The sequence below is a fragment of the Gemmatimonadota bacterium genome, from assembly GCA_026387915.1.
GTDB lineage: Bacteria > Gemmatimonadota > Gemmatimonadetes > Gemmatimonadales > Gemmatimonadaceae > Fen-1231.
This window is the reverse complement of record JAPLKS010000013.1, coordinates 231,690-254,932: the sequence shown is the minus strand read 5'-3', so window position 1 is coordinate 254,932 and position 23,243 is coordinate 231,690. Positions and strand designations below refer to the sequence as shown.

Here is a 23,243-nt window from a genome sequence, read left to right as displayed (position 1 = left end):
CCCGTCCGCCTACGTAGCGTTACGTCGTCACAAACATCCCGATAGCCGCAACCGTCATGACTGTTGCGGTGAGCCACCCAATCCCCCGGAGCAGCGGCGAGTTCACGCGCGCGCCCATCACCTCGCGGTTGCTGGTGAGCATTGTGACCAGCACAATCAGCGGCGGTGCGAGCACGCCGTTGAGGACGGCGGCGTAGAACAACATTTTGACCGCGTCAAAACCCGCCGCCGCGAGCGCGAGGCCGAGGAGCATGGCGAGCGTCACCACGAGGTAAAAACGGGGCGCCATCCTCGGACGGTCATCCAAACTGCCGCGCCACGACTCCGCTTCCGAAATCGCATAGGCCGCCGAACCTGCGAGGACCGGCACCGCGAGCATTCCGGTACCGATGATGCCGAGCGTGAAGAGTAAATAGGCGGCATTGCCCGCCACGGGGCGTAGCGCTTCGGCGGCGTCCTGCGCGGTGGCAATGTGGGCCGAACCGTGCGCGTTCACGGTTGCGGCGGACGTGAGCACAATGAAGTACATCACCACGCCGGAAAAGAGCATTCCCGTAAAGACATCGACGCGTGCCGCGCGGAGTTCCTCGTCGCTGGCGTGGTCGCGCTTCGTCGACGACCGCCTCCCGCGCGACTCCACCACTTCCACTTCCTGCGACGCCTGCCAGAAAAAGAGGTACGGGCTGATCGTCGTGCCGAGGATGCCGACAAACATTGCAAGAAACGAGCGCGACCACTCGATGTGCGGAATAAAGGTGGCGCGCAGCACGGCGCTCCAGTCCGGATGCGCCATGAAGGCGGCAATCACGTACACAAAGAGCACGAGCGTCAGCCATTTGAAGACGCGCGCGATTAAGCGGTACGAAGAAAAGACCAACACCGCCACCAGCACAACCGCGTACACGGGGGTCCAGACGGCGGCGCGAACTCCTGTGACCATCTCAGTAGCGGCCGCCATGCCGCCAAGGTCGGCGCCGATGTTGAACACATTCGCCACCACGAGCACGCCGCACGCGCTCCAGAGCACCCAGCGCGGGTAGTAGCGCCTGACGACGCCCGCCAAACCGCGACCACTCACGAGGCCCAGTCGCGCGCACATCAGTTGCACCGCGGCCATCAGCGGAAAAGCAAAGAGCGCGGTCCAGAGCGGCGCATAGCCAAAGGTTGCGCCCGCCACCGAGTACGTCGAAATGCCAGAGGGGTCATCGTCCGCAGCGCCCGTGATGAGCCCCGGGCCGAGGTCATGGAAGAACCGGTTTACGGCGCTCCGCTGCGGCGCCTCGCGGTCAGCGTTCGGCATTCGGTTCGGCGCGGCGTCGCGGCGGTGGTTTGACGGTGCACACCAACAACGTGTGCATGGAGCGGGAGGTACCGTATACCGGCACGGCCGTCATCGCGACCGCGAGTCCTGCTTTCCGGAGCAGCGTAGCAAAGGCGTGGTCGGCATCGGCCGACCAGTACGCCAAACGGCCGCCGGGGCGGAGCGCGGCGATCGCAGTTTGAATGCCGGCGGCTCGATACAGCTTCGCGTTGCCAGCGTTCGTGAGCGCGGCCGCGCCATTGTCCACGTCGAGCATGATGGCGTCGAATGTGGCGGGATGCTCGGCGAGCACTTTCGCGACGTCGGCGTGGCGCATCTCCACACGCGAATCGCGCAGGGCGTCGCCCGCGAGCGCGGTGTATTCAGGATGGCGGTTCCAGTCGATGACCGCACCGACGATTTCTGCAACCATCACGCGGGCGTCTGGTGCCAGCAATGCAAGCGCGGCCTTGAGCGTGAAGCCGAGCCCCAGTCCGCCAATGAGCACCTGAACGGCCGGTAGCTCCCGCAGCGGCGTGCACGCCATCTCCGCCAGCGCGTCCTCCGACTGGTGGCGTCGGGTGGACATCAACTCCACGCCGTTGACGCGCATCAGGTAGGCGCCGTCGTGTTCGAAGAGCGACAGCACCGTGCCGTCGGGCGCAGTGGCCTCGCCGAGCCGTCGGAAGGGCTTCATAGGCTGGAGTGGGTAAACATTCTCTCAGGAAAATAGTGCGTGGCACCACGCACAGTCGTAATTTGAGGGTCAGCGTATGGTTGGACCCCACTCCGCCCTTTCCGAGTAGTTATGGCCCTTTTGGGCATGCAGGATATTGGCATCGCCTTTGGCGGCCCCCCAGTTCTCGCGAACGCGCGCTTCGCCATCGAGCGCGGCGAGCGCGTCTGCCTGCTCGGCCGTAACGGGGCGGGGAAGAGCACGATCATGAAGTTGCTCGACGGATCGATGGTCCCCGACAGCGGCGAGATTGTGCGGCAGACCGGGGTGACCGTTGCACGACTGGAACAGGAAGTGCCAGACGACGTGCACGGCACCACGTTTGACGTGGTGGCCGCCGGGCTCGGCGACGCTGGGCAGTTGCTCGCGCGCTACCATCAGGCGAGCCACGACGTGGGCGCCAACGCTACCGACGCGGCGCTCCGCGAACTCGACCGGTTGCACCACGCCCTCGACGCCGCCAACGCCTGGGAAATGGCGTCGCGCGTGGACACCGTACTCGAGCACCTCGGACTCGACGCCGATCTCCCCTTTGCCTCCGCCTCAGGCGGGCGCAAAAGGCAGACACTGCTTGCGCGTGCCCTCGTGCGCCAGCCCGACATTCTGTTGCTCGACGAGCCCACCAACCATCTCGACGTGGATGCGGTGGAGTGGATGGAGCAGTTCCTGATTGATCGCGGCGTGACGCTCGTATTCGTCACGCACGATCGCGCCTTTTTGCGTCGCGTGGCGACGCGCATTGTGGAACTCGACCGCGGCCGCCTCGTGGACTGGGGCGCCGACTACGACACCTACCTGCAGCGCAAAGCGGCAGCGCTTGAAGTCGAAGCCAAAGAGTGGGCCGACTTTGACAAGAAGCTGGCGCAGGAAGAAGTGTGGATTCGCACTGGTATTCAAGCGCGCCGTACGCGCAACGAAGGGCGCGTGCGTTCGCTGGAGGCGCTCCGCGTGGAGCGCGGCGAGCGGCGCGAACGCACGGGCACCGTGCGACTCCAAGCGCAGGAAGCCGAACGGTCAGGGCGACTGGTGGTCGAAGCGCGCGGGGTGAACTTCGCTCGCGGAGATAAATCCATTGTCCGCGACTTCAGCACCACCATCACGCGTGGCGATCGCGTGGGGCTCATTGGCCCCAACGGCTCCGGCAAGACCACACTCCTCCGCCTCCTGCTCGGCGAACTCGCGCCGGACTCCGGTACCATTCGCACCGGTACCGGCCTCGAAGTGGCGTACTTCGATCAGCTGCGTGAGCAACTCGAGCCCGAGCGGAGCGTGTTCGATAACATCGCCGACGGCGCCGACTGGATTACCGTGGGCGGTGCGCAGAAACATGTACTGAGTTATCTGCAAGACTTTCTCTTTTCGCCGGATCGCTCGCGCACGCCGGTCAAGGCACTCTCCGGCGGCGAGCGCAACCGCCTGCTGCTGGCGCGCCTCTTCACGCGTTCGTTCAACATGCTCGTGCTCGACGAGCCGACCAACGACCTCGATATCGAAACGCTCGACCTCCTCGAAGAACTGCTCCTCGATTTTTCGGGCACGCTCATGGTCGTCAGTCACGATCGTGCGTTTCTCGATAACGTCGTGACGAGCACGCTGGTGTTTGAAGGTGGCGGACGCGTGGGCGAGTATGTGGGCGGCTACGCCGACTGGGTACGTCAGCGGGATGCCGCAGCGGCCGCGTTTGCCGCCGCCGCGCGCGTCAAGCGCGCCGCGCCGCCGCCCGCCGCAAAGTCTCCGAAAAAACGGAAGTTGTCATTCAAAGAATCGACAGAACTGGCTGCCCTTCCGGATTCTATTGACGCGCTCGAACTTCAGCGCGCCTCGGTGTATGCTTCGCTCGCCGACCCAGCGCTGCTCCGAGACGGCGCCGCCGTGGCAGAGGCGCGCACGCGTCTCACGTCACTGGAACGGCAGATCGCCGAGGCAACGGCGCGCTGGGAGGCGTTGGAGTTGCTCTCGACCGAAGGCTGATGCAACAAGGGAGTGCGGGTAGAAACCCAGAGCGACGGAGCGGCGCATGAAGCAAGCGATTCGAATGATCAAGCGAGCGGTGCCTCGGCCGATTCGGGACGCGGTCAAGCGACTCCTACACCGTCTCCGCCATCCGCCCATTGAACCGTACCTCAAGCATAAGAACGTCGAGGGCGTGGAGTTTGATTTCTGGATTGGCGATCGCGACGGCCGCGACTGGTACGATCTGCAGAGCACCGATCCGCACTGGCCGGAAATGCGGTTCCTGCGCGACCATGTCGTGGTGCCAGGGGACGTCGTGCTGGAGTGCGGCGGCCATCATGGCTGCACCGCCATCGTCCTCTCGCGGTGGGTGGGGGCGGCGGGCCGGGTCGTGACCTTTGAGCCGCTGCCGTCGAACGCGCGCATCATTGAACGCAATATGCGGCAGAACAACCTTGCCAACGTGACGCTCCAACAACAGGCGATCGGTGATGCCAATCGCACGATCACCATCAGTACCGAATCCAATGCGTCGGTGCTCAAGTCAGGACGTGGCGTCGCGGTTGACATGATCCGGCTGGATGACTTCGCGCACCTCGCCCCGACGTTCGTGAAAATTGATGTCGAGGGGTTCGAGCTCCAGGTGCTACAGGGCGCGCCAAAGATTTTGGCAACGTGCCCCAAACTGGCCATCGAAGTGCACACCGAGCAGTTGGCCCAGTACGGTGCGTCCGTACAGGCTTTGCTCGACGTGATTGGCGTCGAGCGATACCACGTGTGGGTTCAGTGGGACGACGACCAGGCGCCCGTGCCGTACGATGCTGCCGTCCCCATCGACAAGCGCGTGCACCTCTTTCTGCTGCCCATTATCGCCCCCGCATCGCCCGCGTGAGCGCGCGGTCCAGCGCATTCGCAAACGCCTGCTTCTCCTTGGCGCCATACGGCGCATGCCCGCCCGTCTCAACCCCTTGCCCGCGCAGCTCGTCCATGAAGTTGCGCACCGAGAGTCGCTCGCCGATGATCTCCGGCGTGTACTCCTCGCCGCGCGGATCAATCACCACCACACCCTTGGGCACAAGCAACGCCGCGAGCGGGATGTCGGCCGTGACGGCCACATCGCCAGCCTCGGCGTGCTCGGCGATATACCGGTCGGCTTCGTCGGCACCCGAGTCCACGCGCACGGCGGTGAGGTGCGTATAGCCCGGCGGCAGGGGCACCCGCTGGTTGGCCACAAAGACGGCATCGAGCTTGAGCCGGTCGGAGGCGCGGAAGCAGACCTCCTTCACCATCATGGGCGCGGCGTCGGCGTCAATCCAAAGTTTCATGGGCGCAAGCTGGCGCCGCGCGCGTCAGTAGGCAATCGTTCACGTTCATGACCACCCCACACGATCACTCCAGCAACCCGCTCCACGGCGTCACCCTTGAGCGTATGCTCACCGAGATGGTGGAGTGGTACGGCTGGGAGCGGATGGGGCGGCGCGTGAAGATCGCCTGCTTCACCACCGATCCTAGTGTGAGCTCGAGCCTCAAGTTCCTGCGCCGCACGCCCTGGGCGCGCGACAAAGTTGAGCAGCTGTATCTCGAGATGTACCACAAACGCAACAAGCCGAAGCCCTAGTCGATCGGCGGCCGTGCTCCATCGGCTGTGCCGTGACACGAGACCGGCGTTGCGGCAGACGAGAATCGTTATCCGAGTGCTGGCGGAGCAGGGAGGCGAATCACACTGATAATCACGCCGAGCACCGAGTAGTCGTCGCCGGGGCCGAGCTCGAGTTCAGCGCCGGCACCGGGGTTGTCCAGCACCAGCGTGGCGCCCCGACGTTCCATCGCGCGCGCGAGGACCGCGCCGCCGACGCGCACCGCCACCGCATCGCCCTCGCGCGCGCGCTGTGACGGGTGGACCATCACCAAATCATTTTCGCGAATGCCGAACGCGGGCGCGTCGCCCGGAAATACGCGCACGAGAAACACCTCGGCGGTCGGCATCATCGTGCGGTCGAGCGTCAGGTAGCCGTCGGGCAACAACTCGGCCGCGCCGGCCACCGGGCGCAGCACCGGCACCGGCGCAGTGCCGAGTCCGCCGGCGTAGCCCACCAGCGTCACCCCGCGTGAGCGTCCGGGTTCACGCGTGACATAGCCTTTGCGCTCAAGTGCACCAAGCAGATCCACGACGGACTTGGTGCTCGGAATGCGCAGCGCCTCGCCAATGTCCCGCACACTCGGCTGGAACGTGTGTTCCGCGAGATAGTCGAGCAGGAAGTGGTACACCTGCTGCTCAATAGGCGAGAGCGCAGCGCGAATCACGCGGCCGTCTGTCCGGCGAGATGCTGCTCGGCGGCCGCCAGTCGTGCGAGCGTCTGCTCGCGGCCAACAATCGGCAGCATGTCGTAAATGCTTGGGCTATTGCTCAGGCCGGTGAGCGCGACGCGAATAGGCGCCAGCAGCTTGGAGGCGCCCAGTCCTTTGGCTTCACCGAGTGCGGTGAGCGCCGCTTCGAGCGCCGCACGTTCCCACGTGCCGCAGGCGGCCAGCGTTTCGTGCGCGGCACTGAGCACCGCGCGTGCTTCCGCGGGATCCTTCCACGCTTTGGCAGCGGCTGCGGCGTCGTACGTCACGGTCTGCACGAGGAAGGGCTTCGCCATCTCGGCGATCTCTCCGAGGGTGCGGGCGCGGGCGCGCAGTAAGTCGATCAGGCTCAGGTACCACGCGTGCTTGGCCTCAAGCTCAGCGGCCGTGACGAGCCCCGTGGCCACCATCGATGGCAACACGCGCGCGGCAATGTCGTCGAGGGGAAGGCGAATAATGTGCTGGCCATTCATCCATTCGAGCTTTTTTGTGTCGAACACCGCCGCCTTTTTGAGCAAGCCGCTTTCGCTGAACAATTCGGTCATCTCCGTCATGGTCATGACTTCGCGATCGCCCCCAGGGCTCCAGCCCATAAGTGCGAGGAAGTTGCACATGGCTTCGGGGAGAATGCCGAGGTGTTGATAGTCGCCCACGGCGGTGGCGCCGTGGCGCTTGGAGAGCTTTTTGCCGTCGAGCCCGTGAATCATGGGGAAATGCGCGAACACGGGGAGCGCGGCCCCCAGCGCCTGATAGAGCAGAATCTGCTTGGGCGTGTTGGAAATGTGATCGTCGCCGCGCATCACGTGCGAGATGCGCATGAAGATGTCGTCGCTCACTACCGCCAAGTTGTAGATGGGGGTGCCGTCGGAACGGAGGATGACGAAGTCTTCGATGTCCTTGTTGGGGAACGCAATGTCCTCGTGCACCATGTCGTGCCAGCCGGTGCTACCTTCCGGAACACGAAAGCGAATGACGAATGGCGAGCCCGCGGCCACGCGCGCGGCAACATCATCCGCGCTCAGGCGGTCGCAACGGCGATCGTACTTAAAGGAATCTTTGCGAGCCTCGGCTTCTTTGCGCCGCTCGTCGAGTTCGGCGGCAGTGCAGAAGCAGCGGTAGGCGTGTCCGCTCTCCAGCATCGCGCGGGCATCGCGCTGATGCCGTTCGAGAAAAGGCTGCGATCCCTGGTAGACCACCTCTTCGTCCCACGCGAGCCCCAGCCAGCGCAGCCCTTCGAAAATGGCCGCGGTGGATTCCTCGGTGCTACGCGCTTTGTCGGTGTCTTCCACGCGGAGCAGGAAGACGCCTCCCAGCTGGCGGGCGAACAGCCAGTTGAAGAGCGCGGTGCGTGCGCCCCCCACGTGCAGATAGCCCGTAGGGGAGGGGGCAAAGCGGACGCGGACGGCGGAGGCAGTCATAGGGAGCAAAGATACCGGAAAAAAAGACGCGGGCCCACCGAAACTGTCGGCGGGCCCGCAGAACGGAGACGGAGGGATTCGAACCCTCGATACAGGTTGACCCCGTATAACGGTTTAGCAAACCGCCGCGTTCAGCCTCTCTGCCACGTCTCCTCTGGGCGCAAACGGCGCACAGAACAAGAAAGATGACCGGGTGCGGGGGGTGTGTAAAGCTCGCCGGCAGGGCGACTTGCAGGGCTCTAACAGCCGCTCGGAGGGCTCCCGCGAGGCATTACCTTGACGTCGCTTGTACCGGGCCACCATAATAAGGTATCCAAGTTACCGGTTACTTAGCTCTTGCTGGGATTACCAAAGAGAGCTAACAAATAGTTCGTTGTAGGCTATCCCCAGTTGGTCGATCGCTTCCCCCCCCAGGGATCTGAACCGACAGATGGAGCCGCAGACGCTGGCATCCGTTGCTTTGCCGACGACAGGATCGCGTTCGGCGGGACGGTCGCGTCCACCTCCGCCTCTACTAATGACTATCTAAGGCTCGTCACTGCGGCGGGATTTTTCGTAGTTGGCGCGGTTTGGTTTTCGGCAGTGCCGTTTAGCACGCATTTCGAAGCCGTTGCTGTTTGATACGTATTGCATGGTCGGAGCCATCGAGCAATCCCCCTTCTCGAAGGAGTCTGAACCCTATGTCCATTTTGCCCAGCGTGGACGCGGCCACGCTCGTGGAGCAGTTCTTAGAAAAAACGCGCGGCTTGTCGCACGTGGAGGCCGCCCGCATGTGGGGCGTGAACCCGAGCTACATCCGCCAACTGCGCCACGGCAAACGGGTTCAATGGTTGCATGCGTCGAACCGCGAGTCGCTCGTGGCCGCACTCGAGCGCCTCGATGTGGCGGAGAGTTCGGATGTCCGCGCGCAACTCGCGCGGTTTTCCCTCGACAGCCCAATCGCGAGTCGCCTCTTGCTTGCCGAGGCGCGCATTACGGAGCTGGCGCAGGCATTGGCCCGTCTTACGAACGCCCATCAAGACCAGTTCGATGACCTGGCGCGGGGCAATAGTTAGTCTTTCGGTGGTGTTCGGCCAGCGCGCTGGACGCGAAGAGGCGGCCAGTACCGGTGTGTGCGTCGACGCCGCCCCCCACGTAGCGGAGGATGACAGGCATGGCCACCTCAGGTAAAAGCGACGGGCTCCGGATCATCTTCTCGTTCTTTCTCGGGCTCATGCTGACGGCGTTTGTGGGCGTTGGGGTGTACACCTTTCACGCCCCGCCTGACCAATACGAAACGCAGCTCCGCGATCTTTCGCGACGCGAGCAAGCCCTTCGAGAGTCGCGGCCCGCCAGTGAGTTGCCGGCTTCTGACCGCGATCAAATCAAGGAGCTGAATCGCGAACGCGCCGCGCTCCTCGATAAAGCCTCAGAGGCACGCAAACCGTGGGTTCGCAGCACCAGCGTCATCTTGATGGTGTTCGCCACCATCCTGATGGCCGTTTCCCTCGTGCGCGCCGATCAACTCCCCGTGATCAGCAATGGGCTCCTGCTCGGCGGCGTGTTCACGATGCTCTACGGTGTGGGGTGGATCATCGGCTCCGATGACAGCTCGGTCGCCAGATTCCTCGTGATGGCGGGAGCGTTGGCGATCACGATGGCGCTTGGGTATGTCCGCTTCGTAAGGCGCGGGGCGGTAGAGGCGGCCTCGAGCGCTGCAGGCGGCTCGGGCGGAGCGGATAGCGCGGCCGGCGCGGGCGGCGCATCGGCTGAGTTGGAACGCCGCGTGAGCGAGCTTGAGGCTCGGCTGAATGAGGCCGCGCAGGCGATGGGGCCGCGGTAGGGGAAGCCGCCTCGGGGCTGACACCATAGTATTCCTTGATCCGTAAGGAATCTCGAATCTCAACCCCCGAGGCGAGTCTGTTGAACCCCGCGTCACAAATCGCTCTCATTATTGGCGGCTGTACGACGATCGTCGTTGTGACGAAGGCCGTCACAGAGGCTGTGGTTCGTATGCGGCAGTTGCAGCTCCCGTCGGAGCCGCTCGGCGTTGAGGCGCGCCTCGAACGCATCGAGGCCGCCGTGGAGGCCATCGCCATTGAGGTTGAGCGTGCTGGAGAATTGCAGCGATTCACCGCTCGCCTGGAGGCGGGGTCACCGCCGTCGAGCCGGTCGAACGACTGATGCGTGTTGCGCTCGCTCACCTCAGCCACTCTGAGTCCATGCTCTTCTCCCTTGGCACCTCGCGTCGTGTCGCCCTGTTGCTTGGCACGGCCCTCAGCTTCAGCACCGTTGCCTCGGCGCAATCCGTCGCTGACCGCGCCGACCACATGGTGCGCTCCCTCGAGCGCGCGCCGGCGCCGACGTCAACTGCGACCCCTGCGACCCCTGCGACCACTGCGGCCACAGCGGCCGCACACATGACCGTTGCCGAAGAAATGGCGCGACTGCATGTGACCGGCGCGAGCGTCGCCCTCGTGGTGGACGGCAAAGTGGCGTGGGTGCGTGCCTATGGGAGCAAAGAGGCAGGCAAGCCCGCGCCGGTCGACAGCACCACGCTCTTCTTGGCGGGTTCTATCTCCAAGCCTGTCTTTACGTCGGGGGCGATGGCGCTTGTGGACAAGGGCACGCTCTCGCTCGACGCAAACATCAACGACGCACTCAAGTCGTGGAAGCTTCCCGACAGTCGCTTTACCGAAAAAGAGAAGGTCACCTTACGGCGACTCCTCAGTCACTCTGCCGGACTCACCGTGTGGGGATTTCCCGGCTACGAAGTGGGGAAGCCGGTACCGACCGTGCCGCAGTTGCTCGACAGCGTGCCCCCGTCCAACACGGGCGCCGTACGCAACGACACCACGCCGGGCGCGCGCTGGCTCTATTCGGGCGGCGGCATCACCGTGGCGCAGCTCGCGGCCACCGACGCCACCGGTGAACCGTTTGTCGCGCTGATGCAGCGGTTAGTGCTTGCCCCAATGGGGATGAAGCGAAGCACCTACGAGAATCCGATCCCCGCCGCGCGCGCGTCGGAGACCGCCTCTGGGCACGAAAAGCCCGACACTGCCGTTGCGGGGCGGTGGCACGTGTATCCCGAGATGGCCGCCGCTGGGTTGTGGACCACGCCGAGTGATCTGGCGCGGTGGGGGATTGGGATGATGCGGTCGTATCGCGGCGAAAGCGGGGGCCTGCTCTCGAGCGCGATGGCGCGTGAGATGCTGCGGCCGCAGGTGCGGCTTCCCACCACCGGACCGCTCGCACGGCCAAACGTTGGGTGGTGGGGGCTCGGCGCTGAGGTTGGCGGGAGCGGCCGCGATTTCAATTTCTCACACGGCGGACGCGACGAAGGCTTCGTGGCGACGATGGTGTTCTACCCAGAGCGCAACGTGGGGCTCGTGGTGATGACCAACGCGACCAATAGTGCGTTTCTCAACGAGCTGACGCGTGCGTTTGTAGCCGAGTTCGTGAGATAGCAGGGGCCACCACCCGTCACGTTGCTTTCTGAGGTACCGAGCCTGTCCGAGTTCGCGCTGTATCTTCGCGTCGGCTTTCACCATATCGTCGCGCTCGGTGCCTGGGATCACATCCTGTTCGTCGCGGCGCTGACGGCGGCGTATGGACCGCGCAAGTGGAAACGAGTGGCGTGGCTCATCACCGGCTTCACCGTTGGCCACTCGATTACACTCGCGCTCGCCACGTTCGATGTAGTGCGCCCATCGGCCAAGCTGGTGGAGCCGCTCATCGCGCTGACGATTGTGGCCACCGCCGCATTCGCGGTGCGCAATCAGATCGTGGCGCCCGCGACCCGTGGGGAAGAGCGGACCGCGTGGCGCGGGCGCTTTGGCATTGCCTGCGGCTTTGGCCTCGTGCACGGATTGGGCTTTGCCTCTGGATTGCGCGCGATTCTCGGCGCTGAGCAATCGGTGACTGTTCCACTGCTCGGCTTCAATGTTGGGATTGAGGCGGGGCAACTGCTAATTGTGAGCGCCATCTTTGCCCTCGGTGTGGTGGCGCTTCGGTGGCTCGGGGTGTCGCGCCGCAGCTGGGTGCTCACGATTGGGATGGCCGCCGGCGCCGCGGGGCTGACGCTGCTCCTTACCCGCCTCGTAGCGATGGTGGGGGACTAGGCGGGGAGTAACCTCACTGAGTTGCGGGTCTCGGTGATATTGTTTGTGGATAGGATTTGGCGACGTTCGCATCCGCGTCGGCGTACCTCCCCCGCGACCGATGTGGCGCTCTCACGTAGCTTCGTTGACGACAACGGGAGATAGACGTGGACCAGTTAAAAAAGATTTCGGCCATTGCGCTGCTCGTGGTAGGTGCGGTGAATGCGCAGGCGCAACGCCCCGCGCCGCCGCCAGGACAGAACGGGCCGCAGTGGCTCAATGCGGACAGCTCCAAAAAGGTGAACCAGTCGAACTTCCGCGGCATGGAACAGTGGCCCACGCCGAACGAGTATCGCACCGGCAGCGGCGCACCTGGCCCCAAATATTGGCAACAGAAGGTGGACTACGTTATGCGCGCCGCGCTCGACACGGTGCGTCACGAGATTACCGGCCACGAGCGCGTGACCTATCACAACAACGCGCCCAACGAACTCGGCTATCTCTGGTTCCAACTCGACCAGAATGTGGAGCGGCAGGATTCGCGCGCCACACTCTCGGCGCGCGCGCTCCCCAAGGGAATCGCGCAGGTGTCGCCCGCCACGCTCAAGCTGCTCGGCTTTGGCGACACGGATGTGGCCGACCTCGGTATGCGCATCGTGAAAGTGCAGACGGTGGCGGCTGACGGTTCGCTGCACCCGGCGGCCTTCTATGTGAATGGCACGTCCATGCGCATTGATCTCCCCGCGCCGCTCGCGAGTGGGCATGCCGTGTCGCTCGAGGTGGACTGGGCGTACCGCGTTCCCGAGAATGGGCACAACACCCAGCGCAATGCGCGCGACAAAGTGAAGGACGGTTGGCTCTACGAGATTGCGCAGTGGTATCCCCGCGCCGCCGTGTACGACGACGTGAGCGGCTGGACCAACGACCAGTTCTACTCCCAGGGCGAGTTCTATCAGGAGTTCGGTGATTTTGATGTGACGGTCACGGTGCCGCACGATCACATCGTGCGCGCCACGGGTGTGTTGCAGAATCCGAATGACGCCCTTACGGCGGTGCAGCGCTCGCGCTTGGCGCAGGCGATGGCGGCCGACACGCCCGTGTTTATTGTGCGTCCGGAAGAAGTGGCCAAGGCCTCTGCGCGTCCGGCTGGGGCGGCGCCAATTTCTTGGCACTTCACCGCCAAGAATGTGCGCGACTTTGCCTGGGCGAGTTCGCGTACGTTTGTGTGGGACGCCATGGGCTTTCGCTACAAGCCAGGCGGCCGACTGATTGAACTGCACTCGGTGTATCCGCGCGACGCAATGCCGCTCTGGAACACATACAGCACCAAGGCCATCAAGCAGACGATGGTCACCTACGGTCGTATGACCATCGAATATCCGTATCCGGTGGCGAGCAACGTTCACGGTTCTGTGGGCGGCATGGAATATCCGATGATCGCGTTCTGTGGCGCGCGTCCGCGTCCGGACGGCACGTATGACGAATCGCTCAAGTATCGCTTGATCTCGGTGACCATTCACGAGGTGGGACACAACTGGTTCCCGATGATTCTTGCCAGCGACGAACGCCGCTGGGGATGGATGGACGAAGGGATGAACTCCTTCGTGCAGTACTACGCCGAACAGGACTGGGATCCCGCCTATCCCACGCGTCGCGGCCCGGCCAAGTTGATTGTGCCGTACATGCAGGACGCCAATCAAACATCGTTGATGACGGAGTCGGATCTCGTCTTTGCGAATTATGGCAATCAAGGGTACAGCAAGCCCGCCGCCACGCTCGTGATGCTCCGCGAGCAGGTGCTCGGACCCGCGGCCTTTGATCGCGGCTTCAAGGAATACGCCGAAAAGTGGGCGTTCAAGAAACCGCAGCCGGCCGATTTCTTCCGTACGATTGTGAACGGGGCGGGCGAGCATCTCAACTGGTTCTGGCGCGGCATGTTCTACACCACCTATGCCAACGATCAGGCCATTGCCGACGTGAACACGCAGAACGCCGCCGAGCTGGTGGGGAGCACGAGCAAGGGGAAGTTCTATCACCGCATTACGGTTGAGCAGCGGGGCGGGCTCGTGATGCCCATTCAACTCGGCATCACCTACGCCGACGGCACCAAGGGGAAGATCACCCTCCCCGCGGACGTGTGGCGGTATGACGAGAAGAGCTTCACCTATGGATTCTTCTCGGACAAGCCACTCCAGAAAGTGGTGGCCGATCCGGACGAAGTGCTGGCCGACGTGAACCGTCAGAACAACACGTGGACGGCGCCAGAGCGGAAGCCGTTGCCGTGAGACTGAACCAAGCACGCGCGTCGACAGTGGCGCGCGTGCGGCAGGTGCTCGCGACGCGAATGCGGCCGCAGGTGGCCGCATTCGCGGTCATGGGGCTGGGGGCGGTGACGCTCGCCGCTGCTGCGCCGACGGGGCGCTTAATGAATGATGCGCCGACGCTGACCGTGCGTCACAACACACACATTACGTCCACTCGACTCGTGCTCGACGGGCCAGTAGTGTTGGCGCGCGTGCGAATATTTCGCGATGACTTCGAAAAAGCGCTCAAGCGCAAGATCACCGACGACGCCACCTCGAAAGCAGCGATCGCGGCCTATATGGTGCCGCGCTTCGTGGTGCGCGCCGACGGTGTGGCACTCACCGGCGAGGTGATTGACGGCGGTGGTGACCTTGACGGCGATCAGCCGGTGTGGTGGGTGCTCATGCAGTGGAAGGCGAGCACGCCGGCGCGGAGCTTGGGGCTCAAAGTACAGCTCCTCTTCGACAGCTTTGACGATCAACAAAACCTGGTGATCGTCAATCGCGAGCCCAGTGGGGAGCGCCGGTCGCTGTACTTTCATGCGGGCGACCGGAGTGAGCAGCTGCTGAAGTTCTAGCTTACGGCGTCAGGTCAGCGCGGTACGAGAGCGCGAATTCAATAAACCGCGAGATGTCGATGATGCTCGCTGCCTTGAAACGCACCGTGTGTGAGTCCACCCGCTCCGTGCCTGGCATATACGCCATCATCTCGGCCGGCGTGTAGCTCTTGTAGCTGAGTTCCAACGCCCACGGCCCGCGTGCCGGAACTGGCTTGAAATCCTTCAAGCGTGTGATGGCCGCTTTGGCTTTTGCCCGGATGATCGCCTGCGATGCGTCAGGCGTCATCACCGCCGCCGCATGAAACGAAATCGGGCGCTTGACCACCGCACCCTCAGCGCTGCCGTATGCCGAGGTGAATTTCTGCAACTCGGCCACCGCCTGCTCGTCGCCGGAGATCATTACTACCGGCACGCCAAAGTAGCCAGCGATTGTGGCGTTGAGCCCCGACTCCGCCAACGCCTGATTGTTGAGCGAGACTTTGGAGAACGTGGCGCTGGAAATGGTGTGGGCGCGCACCCCAACGGCGTTGGTGGTCGCCGGGTGGTAGCCGATGAAGAAGGCGGCTGCGAAGGTCGAGTCGATCCCTTCCATCATCATGAGCGGACGCGGCGAGCCACGGATGATGGTGACGCCGGCTGGGAAGCGCTCAATGAGCAAGTTCTGCATGTTGCCGTGCGAGTCGGCCACCACAAACTCTGTGGCGCCCGCTTCGCGAGCCCCCGCGATGGCCGCGAGCGCTTCGGCGGTCATAAACTCGCGAAAGCGATTGTACTCAAAGCCGGTGGGGCCGAGTTGTTCGGCAGTCACCACCCCGCCAATGCCTTCCATATCAATGGAGATAAAGACTTTGACTGGGCGTTGGGCGGCGAGCGGCGCGACGGCCAGCGCGAGGAGGCAGAGCGCGGCGGTGATCGGCTTCAGCATCGAGATACTCTCGGAAAGGAGGGTGCATAATCGGCTGGTGGAAGTATGGTGCCGCATAGGCCATGGCGCTACACAGCGCACCGCGGCGGGCGAAACGGCGCAACGGGCGTCGCGGCCGAGCGGGCCATGCCGGCGCTCCATGAGCGGGCGTGACCCTTGCCATTGAGAGCGGCAGACTCTAGCGTATCGCCGCACGGTTGTGCTTCTGGCTGGCATTCTTCATGTGATATCACCCCGAGGGTTGTTATGCATCCTGCTCGGCTATTCTCCGCGCTCGTGCTGTTGAGTGCGCCGTCGTGGCTTCTCGGTCAGGGCGACGTCACGCTCATCCGCGGGGCCACGATTCACCCAGCGTCGGGTGCGCCCATCGTGAATGGGTCTATTCTCATTCGCGACGGAAAGATCGCCGCCATTGGGGCATCGGTGGCCGCGCCAGCCGGCGCACGTATTATCGAGGCCGCGGGGAAGGACGTCATCCCTGGGATGATCGACAATCACTCACACATTGGCGCGAAAGTTTCGGACCTCAATGACTCGCCGATGCTGATTGGCCCGCAGCATCGCTTTATTGACGCGCTCGACCTCGGCGACACCGACTTCAATGATGCGGTGAGTGGCGGCGTGACGACGATCGTCACTGGCCCCGGGAGCGGCGAAAATGTGAGCGGCATGGCTATTGTCATCAAGACCTTTGGCGACAAGCTCGACCAACGCCTCCTGCTCGAAAAAGGCGGCATGAAGTTCGCGATGGGCGCCAAGTCGCGTGACCGGTATCCCACCACCACGATGGGCGTGGCCGCCAATCTGCGTCAGTATTTGATTCGCACGCAGGAGTATATGGCCACGCAAAAGAAGTTCACCGACGAGGGCCAAAAGGGAGCACCGCCGGCTCGTGACCTTGGCTACGAGGCCATGACCGACGTCCTCACCAAAAAGACGTACGTGCGCGCGCACGTGCACGCCGCGACGGATGTGATGACGTTGCTGCGCCTCAAGGATGAGTTCGGCTTTGAGCTGACGCTGCATCATTCCACCGAGGCCTATAAGGTGGCTCCGGAGATCGCCAAGCGCGGCGTGTCGGCGGTGGTGCTTCCACTGGGCCCTCGCATTGGGGCGACCGATGATGCGATGGCTGGTCCGTATGTGCTTTGGAAGGCCGGTGTCAAAATCGCGATGCACACCGATGCGCCCGTGATCAATCAGAAATGGCTTCGCCTCTGCGCCGCGATCGCCATGCGCTACGGCATTCCAGAGGAAGAAGCGCTCAAGATGGTGACGCTCAACGCCGCGCAGATTGCGCGCGTGAGTGATCGCGTGGGCAGTTTGGAAGTCGGCAAGGATGCCGACATCGTGATCTTTGATGGCGCGTGGTACGAGCCACGCTCGCGTGTGGATGTGGTGGTGGGGAATGGCAAGGTGATCTTTGAACGCGCCAAGGAGGGGAACTAACATGACCCGCCAGACGATCACTTCCATGTTCGCGTCGTTGTTCGTGGCCGCGACGCTCGCGACGCAGCCGCTTGCCGCGCAGGAGAAGGTCATTGCCATTCGCGGCGGTACGGTGCTGCCCATTAGCGGCCCCGCTATTCCCAATGGGACGGTCATCATTCGCGGCGGAAAAATTGCCGCGGTTGGTGCGGATATTGCCATCCCGCAGGGCGCCGAGATTGTTGACGCAAAGGGGATGTACGTGATGCCGGGCGTGATTGACGCCGCATCGCAGATTGGCCTAGAGGCCAGCGACCAGAATGAAGCGAGCGATCCCATCACGCCGGCGCTGCGTGCCTTTGAGAGCTATAACCCGTACGGCACCTTCGGTGAAGGCAAGCCTGCGCCGCTGCGCAATAAGGAACTGCTCGCCGGCGGCGTGACCACGATGTACCTGAGTCCGGCCGACGCCACGCTCATTGGCGGGCAGGGATTCATTGTCAAGAACGCGGGCAACTCGCTCGACGCGCTTGTGGTGCGCAATCCGGCGTCGATGGACATGACGCTCGGCACGCCGCCAAAAACAGCGGCGCGCGCTCGCAACCGCGACCCGTACACGCGTATGGCCGAGGTGGCGCTCATTCGGCAGGCGCTCATCAAAGCGCAGGAGTATCAGCGTAACAAGCAGGCCAAGCCCGACCTGCCGCGCGACCTCGGCAACGAAGCGCTTGGTGCGATGCTCCGGCGCGAAATCCCGGCGCGCATTCAGGCGAACAACGCCACGGACATCCGCTCCGCGCTGCGGCTTGGCGAAGAGTTTGGCCTCGATGTGATTATTGACGGTGGCGCTATGGCGTACGAGTTCAGAACGGAACTCGCGGCGCGGCACATTCCGGTGATTCTCGGGCAGCTCTCAAATCCGTATGTGAGCAACGAGGAGATCCCCGACAAGACCGACTATCCGCCGGTGGACGAGCGGCTCGCGGGTCGACTGACCGCGGCCGGCGTCACGACCGCTATCGCGACGTTCTCGCGCGCCTTTGGTTCGCTCGCGCCGTCGGGGAGCGGGAAGTGGTTGCTCGTGGATGCCGCCATTGCGGCGGGCTATGGCATGTCGGAGGCCGACGTGCTCAAGGCGGTGACGATTGTTCCGGCCAAGATCCTCGGTATTGCCGACCGCGTTGGGACGCTCGAGGTCGGGAAGGATGCGGACGTCATCATTTTGAACGGGCCTCCGCTCAGCGTGAAGTCATGGGTGCAGCGGACGTATGTGAATGGGGAGTTGGTGCACAAGAAGTGATGTGAGCCTCGGAAATGCCAAAGCCCCACGACTGGTGTCGTGGGGCTTTGTTGTTGGAGGGCCTTACAGCATCCGCTCCGAAACCCTAGCCGGTTACTTTCACGCGTCGAGAGGGCGTGGTGTGTGCGGTGCCGCTGGCCTCGGCGCTTGCCGCTCGCGCATGCGGCCGCTTCACGAACACATGCCCTTTCACGCCGAGCGGCGGACCCCAGTGGACGGCGCCGTCGTCGCCGAGGCCCTGGTCGAGCGTCACGAAGAACTCCTGACTCAACGCGAACGTCGATCGCGCGTGTGTCGCGCCGCGCAGCGTCGACGGGCAGCGTTCCTGCATACCGGCCGAACCGCGGAACGTGGAATCCGAGGCACGCTCCCACGACGCGTCACACCCCGCCTCACGGTTGAAATCGCCAAGCGAGAGCGGCGTCGCTCCAGCGAAGCCCACGAGTGATCGCGCGTCCCGCGGGCGATAGAGTTCGTTGATGATCGTGCCGTTCCGCCGCCGCAGCACGATGACGCGCTGCCGATAGGGTTCGCGCTCCTGCCCCTCGAGCGCTTGCTCCAGGTAAAAGGCGAACGCATCCGGATCCGGTGCCGTCAGGGCGACGGGCGTGACCGTGAGCACCGCGCGCACATGCTGGTACGTCGCGCTGCTCGACTCGTCGGCGGACGCTTGTGCGAACGTGTCGTAGGTGCCGGGGAGCCAGGCGGCGATCGTGGCGAGTTCGGCGTCGGGCGCGGCCCGCAGCGCGAGACACAGCGCGAGGCATAGCGCTGCGGCGACGATGCGTGGTACGGTGCCCAAGGTCATGCGATCCTCCGTTTCCAAGCCGCGACAGCAAAGCGCCTCCACCAACGAATCATACGGTGCGGGCCCCTTCGATGCAGGAGTGGCGATCACGGTGGGAGAGAGACAACGGGTGCGGAACGCCCGCACGGTGCGCGGACACTTTGTCCCTTGTCCTGCCGCGGGAAAGGGCGATGTTTCAGAGAGTAATTCGCGTCGCGAACTGCTGGTCCTTCAAGCGGCGCTCCTCGTTCGACACTGTCGGCTGGATTTGGTTGCCCCGACAGTCGGCCCTCACGTGCTGGCACGCATGCGGTGATCCCCATGCGTACGTCCCGCGCCTCCGCTTGTGTCCCTCAGCGGTCCGCGCTGCCCGAGAACCGTTCGTATCAACGAGCAATGGCGCAACAAGTCGAGATCACGCACCAACTCTCCCCAGAAGGCGTCGCGCAGTTCCAGTCACTGCGTGATGACGCGGTGCGCGCTGTTGCCGCACGCTTCCACGCCACGTACGCGGCCGAGTACGAGCGATTTGGTGCGCGCGGACGCGAGGCGACGCGCGAGGACCTGCAGTTTCACCTCGAGTTCCTGCGGCCGGTGCTGGAGTTCGGGTTCCTGCAGTCGATGGTCGATTACCTGCGCTGGACCCACGGCGTGCTCGCGGCACGCTCGGTGCCAGTCGCGCATCTCTCGCTCTCCATCGAATGGCTCGCCGAGTACTTCGCCGAGCACATGGACGTGGCGCACGGGGCCATCGTGGCCGGTGCGCTTCGGTCGGCGCGCGCCGCGTATCTTGCGGCGGGAACGACGCCCACTGCCACAGAGGTGTTAGACCAGTCGTGGCCGGAGGCGGTTCCGTTCCATAACGCCTTGTTGGCCGGCAACCAGCGCGACGCGAGGGCCGTGATGAACGGGTGCATGGACCGCGGCGCGACGCTCATCGAGGTCGAACGCCACCTGATGCAGCCCGCGCTCTACCGTATCGGCGAGGGCTGGCACGCGAACGTCGTGTCGGTGGCACAAGAGCACCTCGCCACGGCAATCGTGCAGTCGTTGATGGCCGCCGGCCTGTCGCGGTCAATGCCGGCGGACGACAATGATCGGCGCGTGTTGCTCGCATGCGTAGCCGGGAACCATCACAGCGTGGGTCTGCAGATGGTGTCGGACGCCTTCCATCTCTCCGGTTGGCACGTGCAGTTCCTTGGCGCGAACGTGCCCGAGAGGGCGCTCCTCCAGCAGGTCATCGCCTTCAAACCGGATCTCGTCGGCATGTCCGTGACGTTGGAGTCGCAGCTCCCTGCATTGAAGCGCTTCCTTGCGCTACTCACCGAACGCCTCGGCGACGCGCGGCCCCCGGTGATGATCGGCGGAATGGCCATCAATACGGTCGGAGCTGCAGTGCTGCGACAAGTCGGGGCGGACGCCACCGCGGTTGATGCGAGCGCGGTGGTCGGCGCCGCGACGGCTCTGGTCGACGGAGTCGCAACATGACGCGCCTCTCCGCGCGGGACACAACGGAAGGATTCGAAGCACTGGAAGCAGTCGAAGCACTGGCGGCGCTGGAAGCCGTCTGCGCGGCAACCGTGGATGAGCACGGCGCGCTGGTGTGGACCAATGCCGGCTTTCGCCGACTTTTTGAAACGCACGACCCGATGCCGATTGGTGCGCTGGTGGCTGGGTATTTTATCGAGCCGACCTTTGCGGCGCTAACGTGTGCCGCCGCCGAAGGGCAGGGCTATCGCGGGCTGATGACGATCGGTCATCCCGACGGCCACGCACGCTCCCTGCGGGCGCATGCGTGGCGGGAGGGGACGCAGGTGCAGTTGCTCGCCGAGTTCGATATTGCCGAACTCGAGCGGATCAACGAAACGGCCTTTGGGCTGCAACGCGAGAGCGCGATCGCGCACGTGAGCCTTTTGCAGAGTAGCCAGCGCCTGCAGCGGCTGCACAACGGACTGGTGGAGAAGCATAGCGCCCTCGTGGCGAGCGACGCACGCCACCGGCTGCTGTTTGAGGAAATGCAGGAAGGGTGCTCCATCAACGAGATCATCACGGACGCGGATGGCCAGGTCGTCGATTTTCGCGTGCTCGAGGCCAACGCGGCCTACGAGCGCCACGTGGGCGTCAAGCCGGAACGCGTGATCGGGAGAACGATCCGCGAAGTCTTTCCGGATGCGGACGTGCGGCAGATCGCCCGCATGGCGTCGGTGGTGGAGACCGGCGAACCGCAGAGCTGGGAGTACTTCTCGCCGACCATCAACCGGCACCTGCGCGTGCGCGCGTTCCGTGGGCTGCCCCGGCAGTTCGTGGTGATGTACGAGGACATCACCGAGCGCATGGCAGAAGTGGCGGCGCTCGCCGCGGCGCGCGCAGCGGCCGACGCCGCCAACGCCGCGAAGACCGTCTTCTTGCGCAACATGAGCCACGAGATCCGCACGCCGCTGAACGGGATCCTTGGGTTCACGCAACTGCTGCAGGAGGAGGTGCTCTCGCCGGAGGTGGCGGAATCCGTGGAGGCCATCGCGACGTCGGGCACCGTGTTGGGGCAGCTCATCGACGACCTGCTCGACATGGCGAAGATCGAGGCCGACCGCGTGGACATCGAACGGTCCGCGTTCAACCTGCGCGCGTGTATTTCCGACGCCGCACGGATCATCCGTCCGCGTGCCGAGGACAAGATGCTCTCGCTGAAGCTGACGGTGGCGAGCGAGGTGCCGGCGGAGCTCATCGGCGACGGGCATCGCATCACGCAGATCGTGCTCAACCTCGTCGGCAACGCGGTCAAGTTCACGGAGCGCGGCGGCGTCACGGTCTCGGTGAACGTGCACGAGCGCGACGGAAGCACGATAATGATCGAGATTCTTGTGGCAGACACGGGGATCGGTATGTCTGCCTCGGCGATGCTCGAGGTCTTTGAGCCGTTCACGCAGGCCGAGCACAGCATCACGCGCCGGTTTGGCGGCACCGGGTTGGGGCTCACGATCTGCCGCCAGCTCACCAATCTGATGGGTGGCAGCGTCACGGCCGACAGCGTGGAGGGGGTGGGCAGCACCTTCCGCGTGCTGCTGCCGCTGGAGATGAGCGAGGCCGATGTGACCAGCATCGACGCGGCGCAACGGGTTTCGCAGACGCTCCACTGGTCCGGCGCGCCGCTGACGGTGCTGCTCGTGGAGGATCACCGCATCAACCAGGCGTTAGGGCGCGCGCTGTTGCAAAAACTGGGTCACACGGTGAAAATAGCCGCCGATGGCGCAGAGGCGCTGCAACGGCTCTTGGAGGATGCCTTTGACCTCGTGCTGATGGACATCCAGATGCCGGTGATGGACGGTCAGGCCGCGCTGAAGGTCCTGCGCGCCCGTGAGGCCGTGACCGGGGCGCACACGCGCGTGATCGCGCTCACCGCGTTCGCCATGCAGGACGACGCCGAGCGATTCCTCGCGGCCGGCTTCGACGGCTATGTGAGCAAGCCGCTGCACGTCAAGTTCTTTGCTCTGCCCCCCCCCCCCCCCCCAACGCCCCCCGCTGATCCTCGTGGTGGATGACGAGGAGCTGAACGTCCGGCTGATTGTCCTCGCCCTCAAGGATCAGTATACGATCCTGACCGCCACCAACGGGCTCGACGCCCTGCGCATCATGAAAGAGCAACTGCCGGATTTGGTGTTGCTCGATTTCATGTTGCCAGACATCGACGGACTCGAAGTGTCCCGACAAGCTCGCGCTGACCCAACCCTCGTAGACATTCCCATCGTCTTCGTGACGGTCGTGGCGGACTCCGCACGGCAGACGGCCGCGTTGCAGATGAGCGCCGTCGACTACGTGATAAAGCCCTTCAACCTCACGCATCTGCGGCTCCGCGTGCGCAATCAGCTGGAGATCAAGCTGCAGCGGGACACGATTCGCGCCCTGAACGGCGACCTGGAATCGCGCAACGCGGAGTTGCAGCGCACGCTGGCTCGGGTGCTCGAACAGGAAGCCATCATCGTTTCGATGGCGCTCGCGTCTGTATCAGGCGCGAAGAAGGGCCCGAGCACACCCAGCGGTACGCCTGACGCGAGCACAGTCTGATACGGTAATAACGACATCGTGCTGTGTACTCTGAAGACGGCTGGTT

Annotated in this window: 22 protein-coding genes and 1 tRNA gene; 15 read left to right on the top strand and 8 right to left on the bottom strand. The window is 64.1% G+C overall.

The genetic code is table 11. The annotated features are described in order from the left end of the window. Nucleotides 1-19: 19 nt before the first annotated feature. On the bottom strand, nt 20-1,300 hold the full coding sequence (locus NTZ43_08045) for an Nramp family divalent metal transporter (protein MCX5767155.1): 1,281 nt from the start codon (nt 1,298-1,300) through the stop codon (nt 20-22). After that, the gene (locus NTZ43_08040; protein MCX5767154.1) at nt 1,287-1,997 is read right to left on the bottom strand and encodes a hypothetical protein; all 711 of its coding nucleotides are present in this window, start codon (nt 1,995-1,997) and stop codon (nt 1,287-1,289) included. Before NTZ43_08040 ends, NTZ43_08045 begins: the two co-directional genes overlap by 14 nt. A gap of 111 nt (nt 1,998-2,108) precedes the next feature. On the opposite strand from NTZ43_08040, the gene NTZ43_08035 reads away from it, so the two are divergent. Together NTZ43_08035 and NTZ43_08030 are read left to right on the top strand one after the other, a co-directional pair. Next, entirely contained in the window at nt 2,109-4,007 is a 1,899-nt protein-coding gene (locus tag NTZ43_08035; protein ID MCX5767153.1) for an ATP-binding cassette domain-containing protein, read from the top strand. Between the two features lie 46 nt (nt 4,008-4,053). Beyond that, nucleotides 4,054-4,881: an FkbM family methyltransferase gene (locus tag NTZ43_08030; GenBank protein MCX5767152.1), complete on the top strand. Its 828-nt coding sequence runs from the start codon at nt 4,054-4,056 to the stop codon at nt 4,879-4,881. Here the strand turns inward: NTZ43_08030 and NTZ43_08025 are convergent. Then, nucleotides 4,856-5,314 carry a YaiI/YqxD family protein gene (locus NTZ43_08025; protein MCX5767151.1) on the bottom strand — a complete coding sequence of 153 codons (459 nt, stop codon included), beginning with the start codon at nt 5,312-5,314 and terminating at the stop codon, nt 4,856-4,858. The genes NTZ43_08030 and NTZ43_08025 overlap by 26 nt on opposite strands. 47 nt (nt 5,315-5,361) lie before the next feature. On the opposite strand from NTZ43_08025, the gene NTZ43_08020 reads away from it, so the two are divergent. Continuing rightward, nucleotides 5,362-5,607 carry a VF530 family protein gene (locus tag NTZ43_08020; protein MCX5767150.1) on the top strand — a complete coding sequence of 82 codons (246 nt, stop codon included), beginning with the start codon at nt 5,362-5,364 and terminating at the stop codon, nt 5,605-5,607. A 68-nt stretch (nt 5,608-5,675) separates the two neighbouring features. On the opposite strand, the gene NTZ43_08015 is transcribed toward NTZ43_08020, so the two are convergent. The 3 genes from NTZ43_08015 to NTZ43_08005 form a co-directional block, all read right to left on the bottom strand. Continuing rightward, nucleotides 5,676-6,293 carry a hypothetical protein gene (locus NTZ43_08015; GenBank protein ID MCX5767149.1) on the bottom strand — a complete coding sequence of 206 codons (618 nt, stop codon included), beginning with the start codon at nt 6,291-6,293 and terminating at the stop codon, nt 5,676-5,678. After that, the gene (gene gltX, locus NTZ43_08010; protein ID MCX5767148.1) at nt 6,290-7,753 is read right to left on the bottom strand and encodes a glutamate--tRNA ligase; all 1,464 of its coding nucleotides are present in this window, start codon (nt 7,751-7,753) and stop codon (nt 6,290-6,292) included. The genes NTZ43_08015 and gltX overlap by 4 nt, the downstream gene beginning before the upstream one ends. 63 nt (nt 7,754-7,816) lie before the next feature. After that, a tRNA-Ser gene (locus NTZ43_08005) sits at nt 7,817-7,906 on the bottom strand. A gap of 527 nt (nt 7,907-8,433) precedes the next feature. On the opposite strand from NTZ43_08005, the gene NTZ43_08000 reads away from it, so the two are divergent. The 7 genes from NTZ43_08000 to NTZ43_07970 all read left to right on the top strand — a co-directional run bounded on the left by NTZ43_08000 (nt 8,434) and on the right by NTZ43_07970 (nt 14,713). Then, nucleotides 8,434-8,808, top strand: a complete 375-nt coding sequence (locus NTZ43_08000) for a hypothetical protein (protein ID MCX5767147.1) — start codon at nt 8,434-8,436, stop codon at nt 8,806-8,808. A 98-nt stretch (nt 8,809-8,906) separates the two neighbouring features. Continuing rightward, nucleotides 8,907-9,575 carry a hypothetical protein gene (locus tag NTZ43_07995; GenBank protein ID MCX5767146.1) on the top strand — a complete coding sequence of 223 codons (669 nt, stop codon included), beginning with the start codon at nt 8,907-8,909 and terminating at the stop codon, nt 9,573-9,575. A gap of 80 nt (nt 9,576-9,655) precedes the next feature. Further along, complete coding sequence (locus tag NTZ43_07990) at nt 9,656-9,916, top strand: hypothetical protein (protein MCX5767145.1); 261 nt, start codon at nt 9,656-9,658, stop codon at nt 9,914-9,916. A gap of 38 nt (nt 9,917-9,954) precedes the next feature. Next, nucleotides 9,955-11,199, top strand: coding sequence for a serine hydrolase (locus tag NTZ43_07985; protein ID MCX5767144.1), 1,245 nt, complete (start codon nt 9,955-9,957; stop codon nt 11,197-11,199). A gap of 21 nt (nt 11,200-11,220) precedes the next feature. Next, nucleotides 11,221-11,853: a HupE/UreJ family protein gene (locus tag NTZ43_07980; GenBank protein ID MCX5767143.1), complete on the top strand. Its 633-nt coding sequence runs from the start codon at nt 11,221-11,223 to the stop codon at nt 11,851-11,853. A 146-nt stretch (nt 11,854-11,999) separates the two neighbouring features. After that, the gene (locus tag NTZ43_07975) at nt 12,000-14,117 is read left to right on the top strand and encodes a M1 family metallopeptidase (GenBank protein MCX5767142.1); all 2,118 of its coding nucleotides are present in this window, start codon (nt 12,000-12,002) and stop codon (nt 14,115-14,117) included. Then, the gene (locus tag NTZ43_07970; protein MCX5767141.1) at nt 14,114-14,713 is read left to right on the top strand and encodes a hypothetical protein; all 600 of its coding nucleotides are present in this window, start codon (nt 14,114-14,116) and stop codon (nt 14,711-14,713) included. The genes NTZ43_07975 and NTZ43_07970 overlap by 4 nt, the downstream gene beginning before the upstream one ends. A gap of 1 nt (nt 14,714) precedes the next feature. On the opposite strand, the gene NTZ43_07965 is transcribed toward NTZ43_07970, so the two are convergent. Continuing rightward, nucleotides 14,715-15,620: a M55 family metallopeptidase gene (locus tag NTZ43_07965; GenBank protein MCX5767140.1), complete on the bottom strand. Its 906-nt coding sequence runs from the start codon at nt 15,618-15,620 to the stop codon at nt 14,715-14,717. A gap of 246 nt (nt 15,621-15,866) precedes the next feature. Here NTZ43_07965 and NTZ43_07960 point away from each other — a divergent pair, with 246 nt between their 5' ends. Beyond that, the gene (locus tag NTZ43_07960) at nt 15,867-17,069 is read left to right on the top strand and encodes an amidohydrolase family protein (protein ID MCX5767139.1); all 1,203 of its coding nucleotides are present in this window, start codon (nt 15,867-15,869) and stop codon (nt 17,067-17,069) included. A 1-nt stretch (nt 17,070) separates the two neighbouring features. Further along, nucleotides 17,071-18,348, top strand: coding sequence for an amidohydrolase family protein (locus tag NTZ43_07955; protein ID MCX5767138.1), 1,278 nt, complete (start codon nt 17,071-17,073; stop codon nt 18,346-18,348). A gap of 85 nt (nt 18,349-18,433) precedes the next feature. Here NTZ43_07955 and NTZ43_07950 read toward each other — a convergent pair whose 3' ends face one another. Continuing rightward, the gene (locus NTZ43_07950) at nt 18,434-19,156 is read right to left on the bottom strand and encodes a chromophore lyase CpcT/CpeT (protein ID MCX5767137.1); all 723 of its coding nucleotides are present in this window, start codon (nt 19,154-19,156) and stop codon (nt 18,434-18,436) included. 375 nt (nt 19,157-19,531) lie between these two features. Here NTZ43_07950 and NTZ43_07945 point away from each other — a divergent pair, with 375 nt between their 5' ends. From NTZ43_07945 to NTZ43_07935, 3 genes are read left to right on the top strand one after another with little or no spacing between them, the layout of a single operon-like run. After that, nucleotides 19,532-20,623: a cobalamin-dependent protein gene (locus NTZ43_07945; GenBank protein ID MCX5767136.1), complete on the top strand. Its 1,092-nt coding sequence runs from the start codon at nt 19,532-19,534 to the stop codon at nt 20,621-20,623. Beyond that, on the top strand, nt 20,620-22,674 hold the full coding sequence (locus tag NTZ43_07940; protein MCX5767135.1) for an ATP-binding protein: 2,055 nt from the start codon (nt 20,620-20,622) through the stop codon (nt 22,672-22,674). The genes NTZ43_07945 and NTZ43_07940 overlap by 4 nt, the downstream gene beginning before the upstream one ends. Next, nucleotides 22,667-23,197: a response regulator gene (locus tag NTZ43_07935; GenBank protein ID MCX5767134.1), complete on the top strand. Its 531-nt coding sequence runs from the start codon at nt 22,667-22,669 to the stop codon at nt 23,195-23,197. The genes NTZ43_07940 and NTZ43_07935 overlap by 8 nt, the downstream gene beginning before the upstream one ends. The last annotated feature ends 46 nt before the right edge of the window (nt 23,198-23,243 follow it).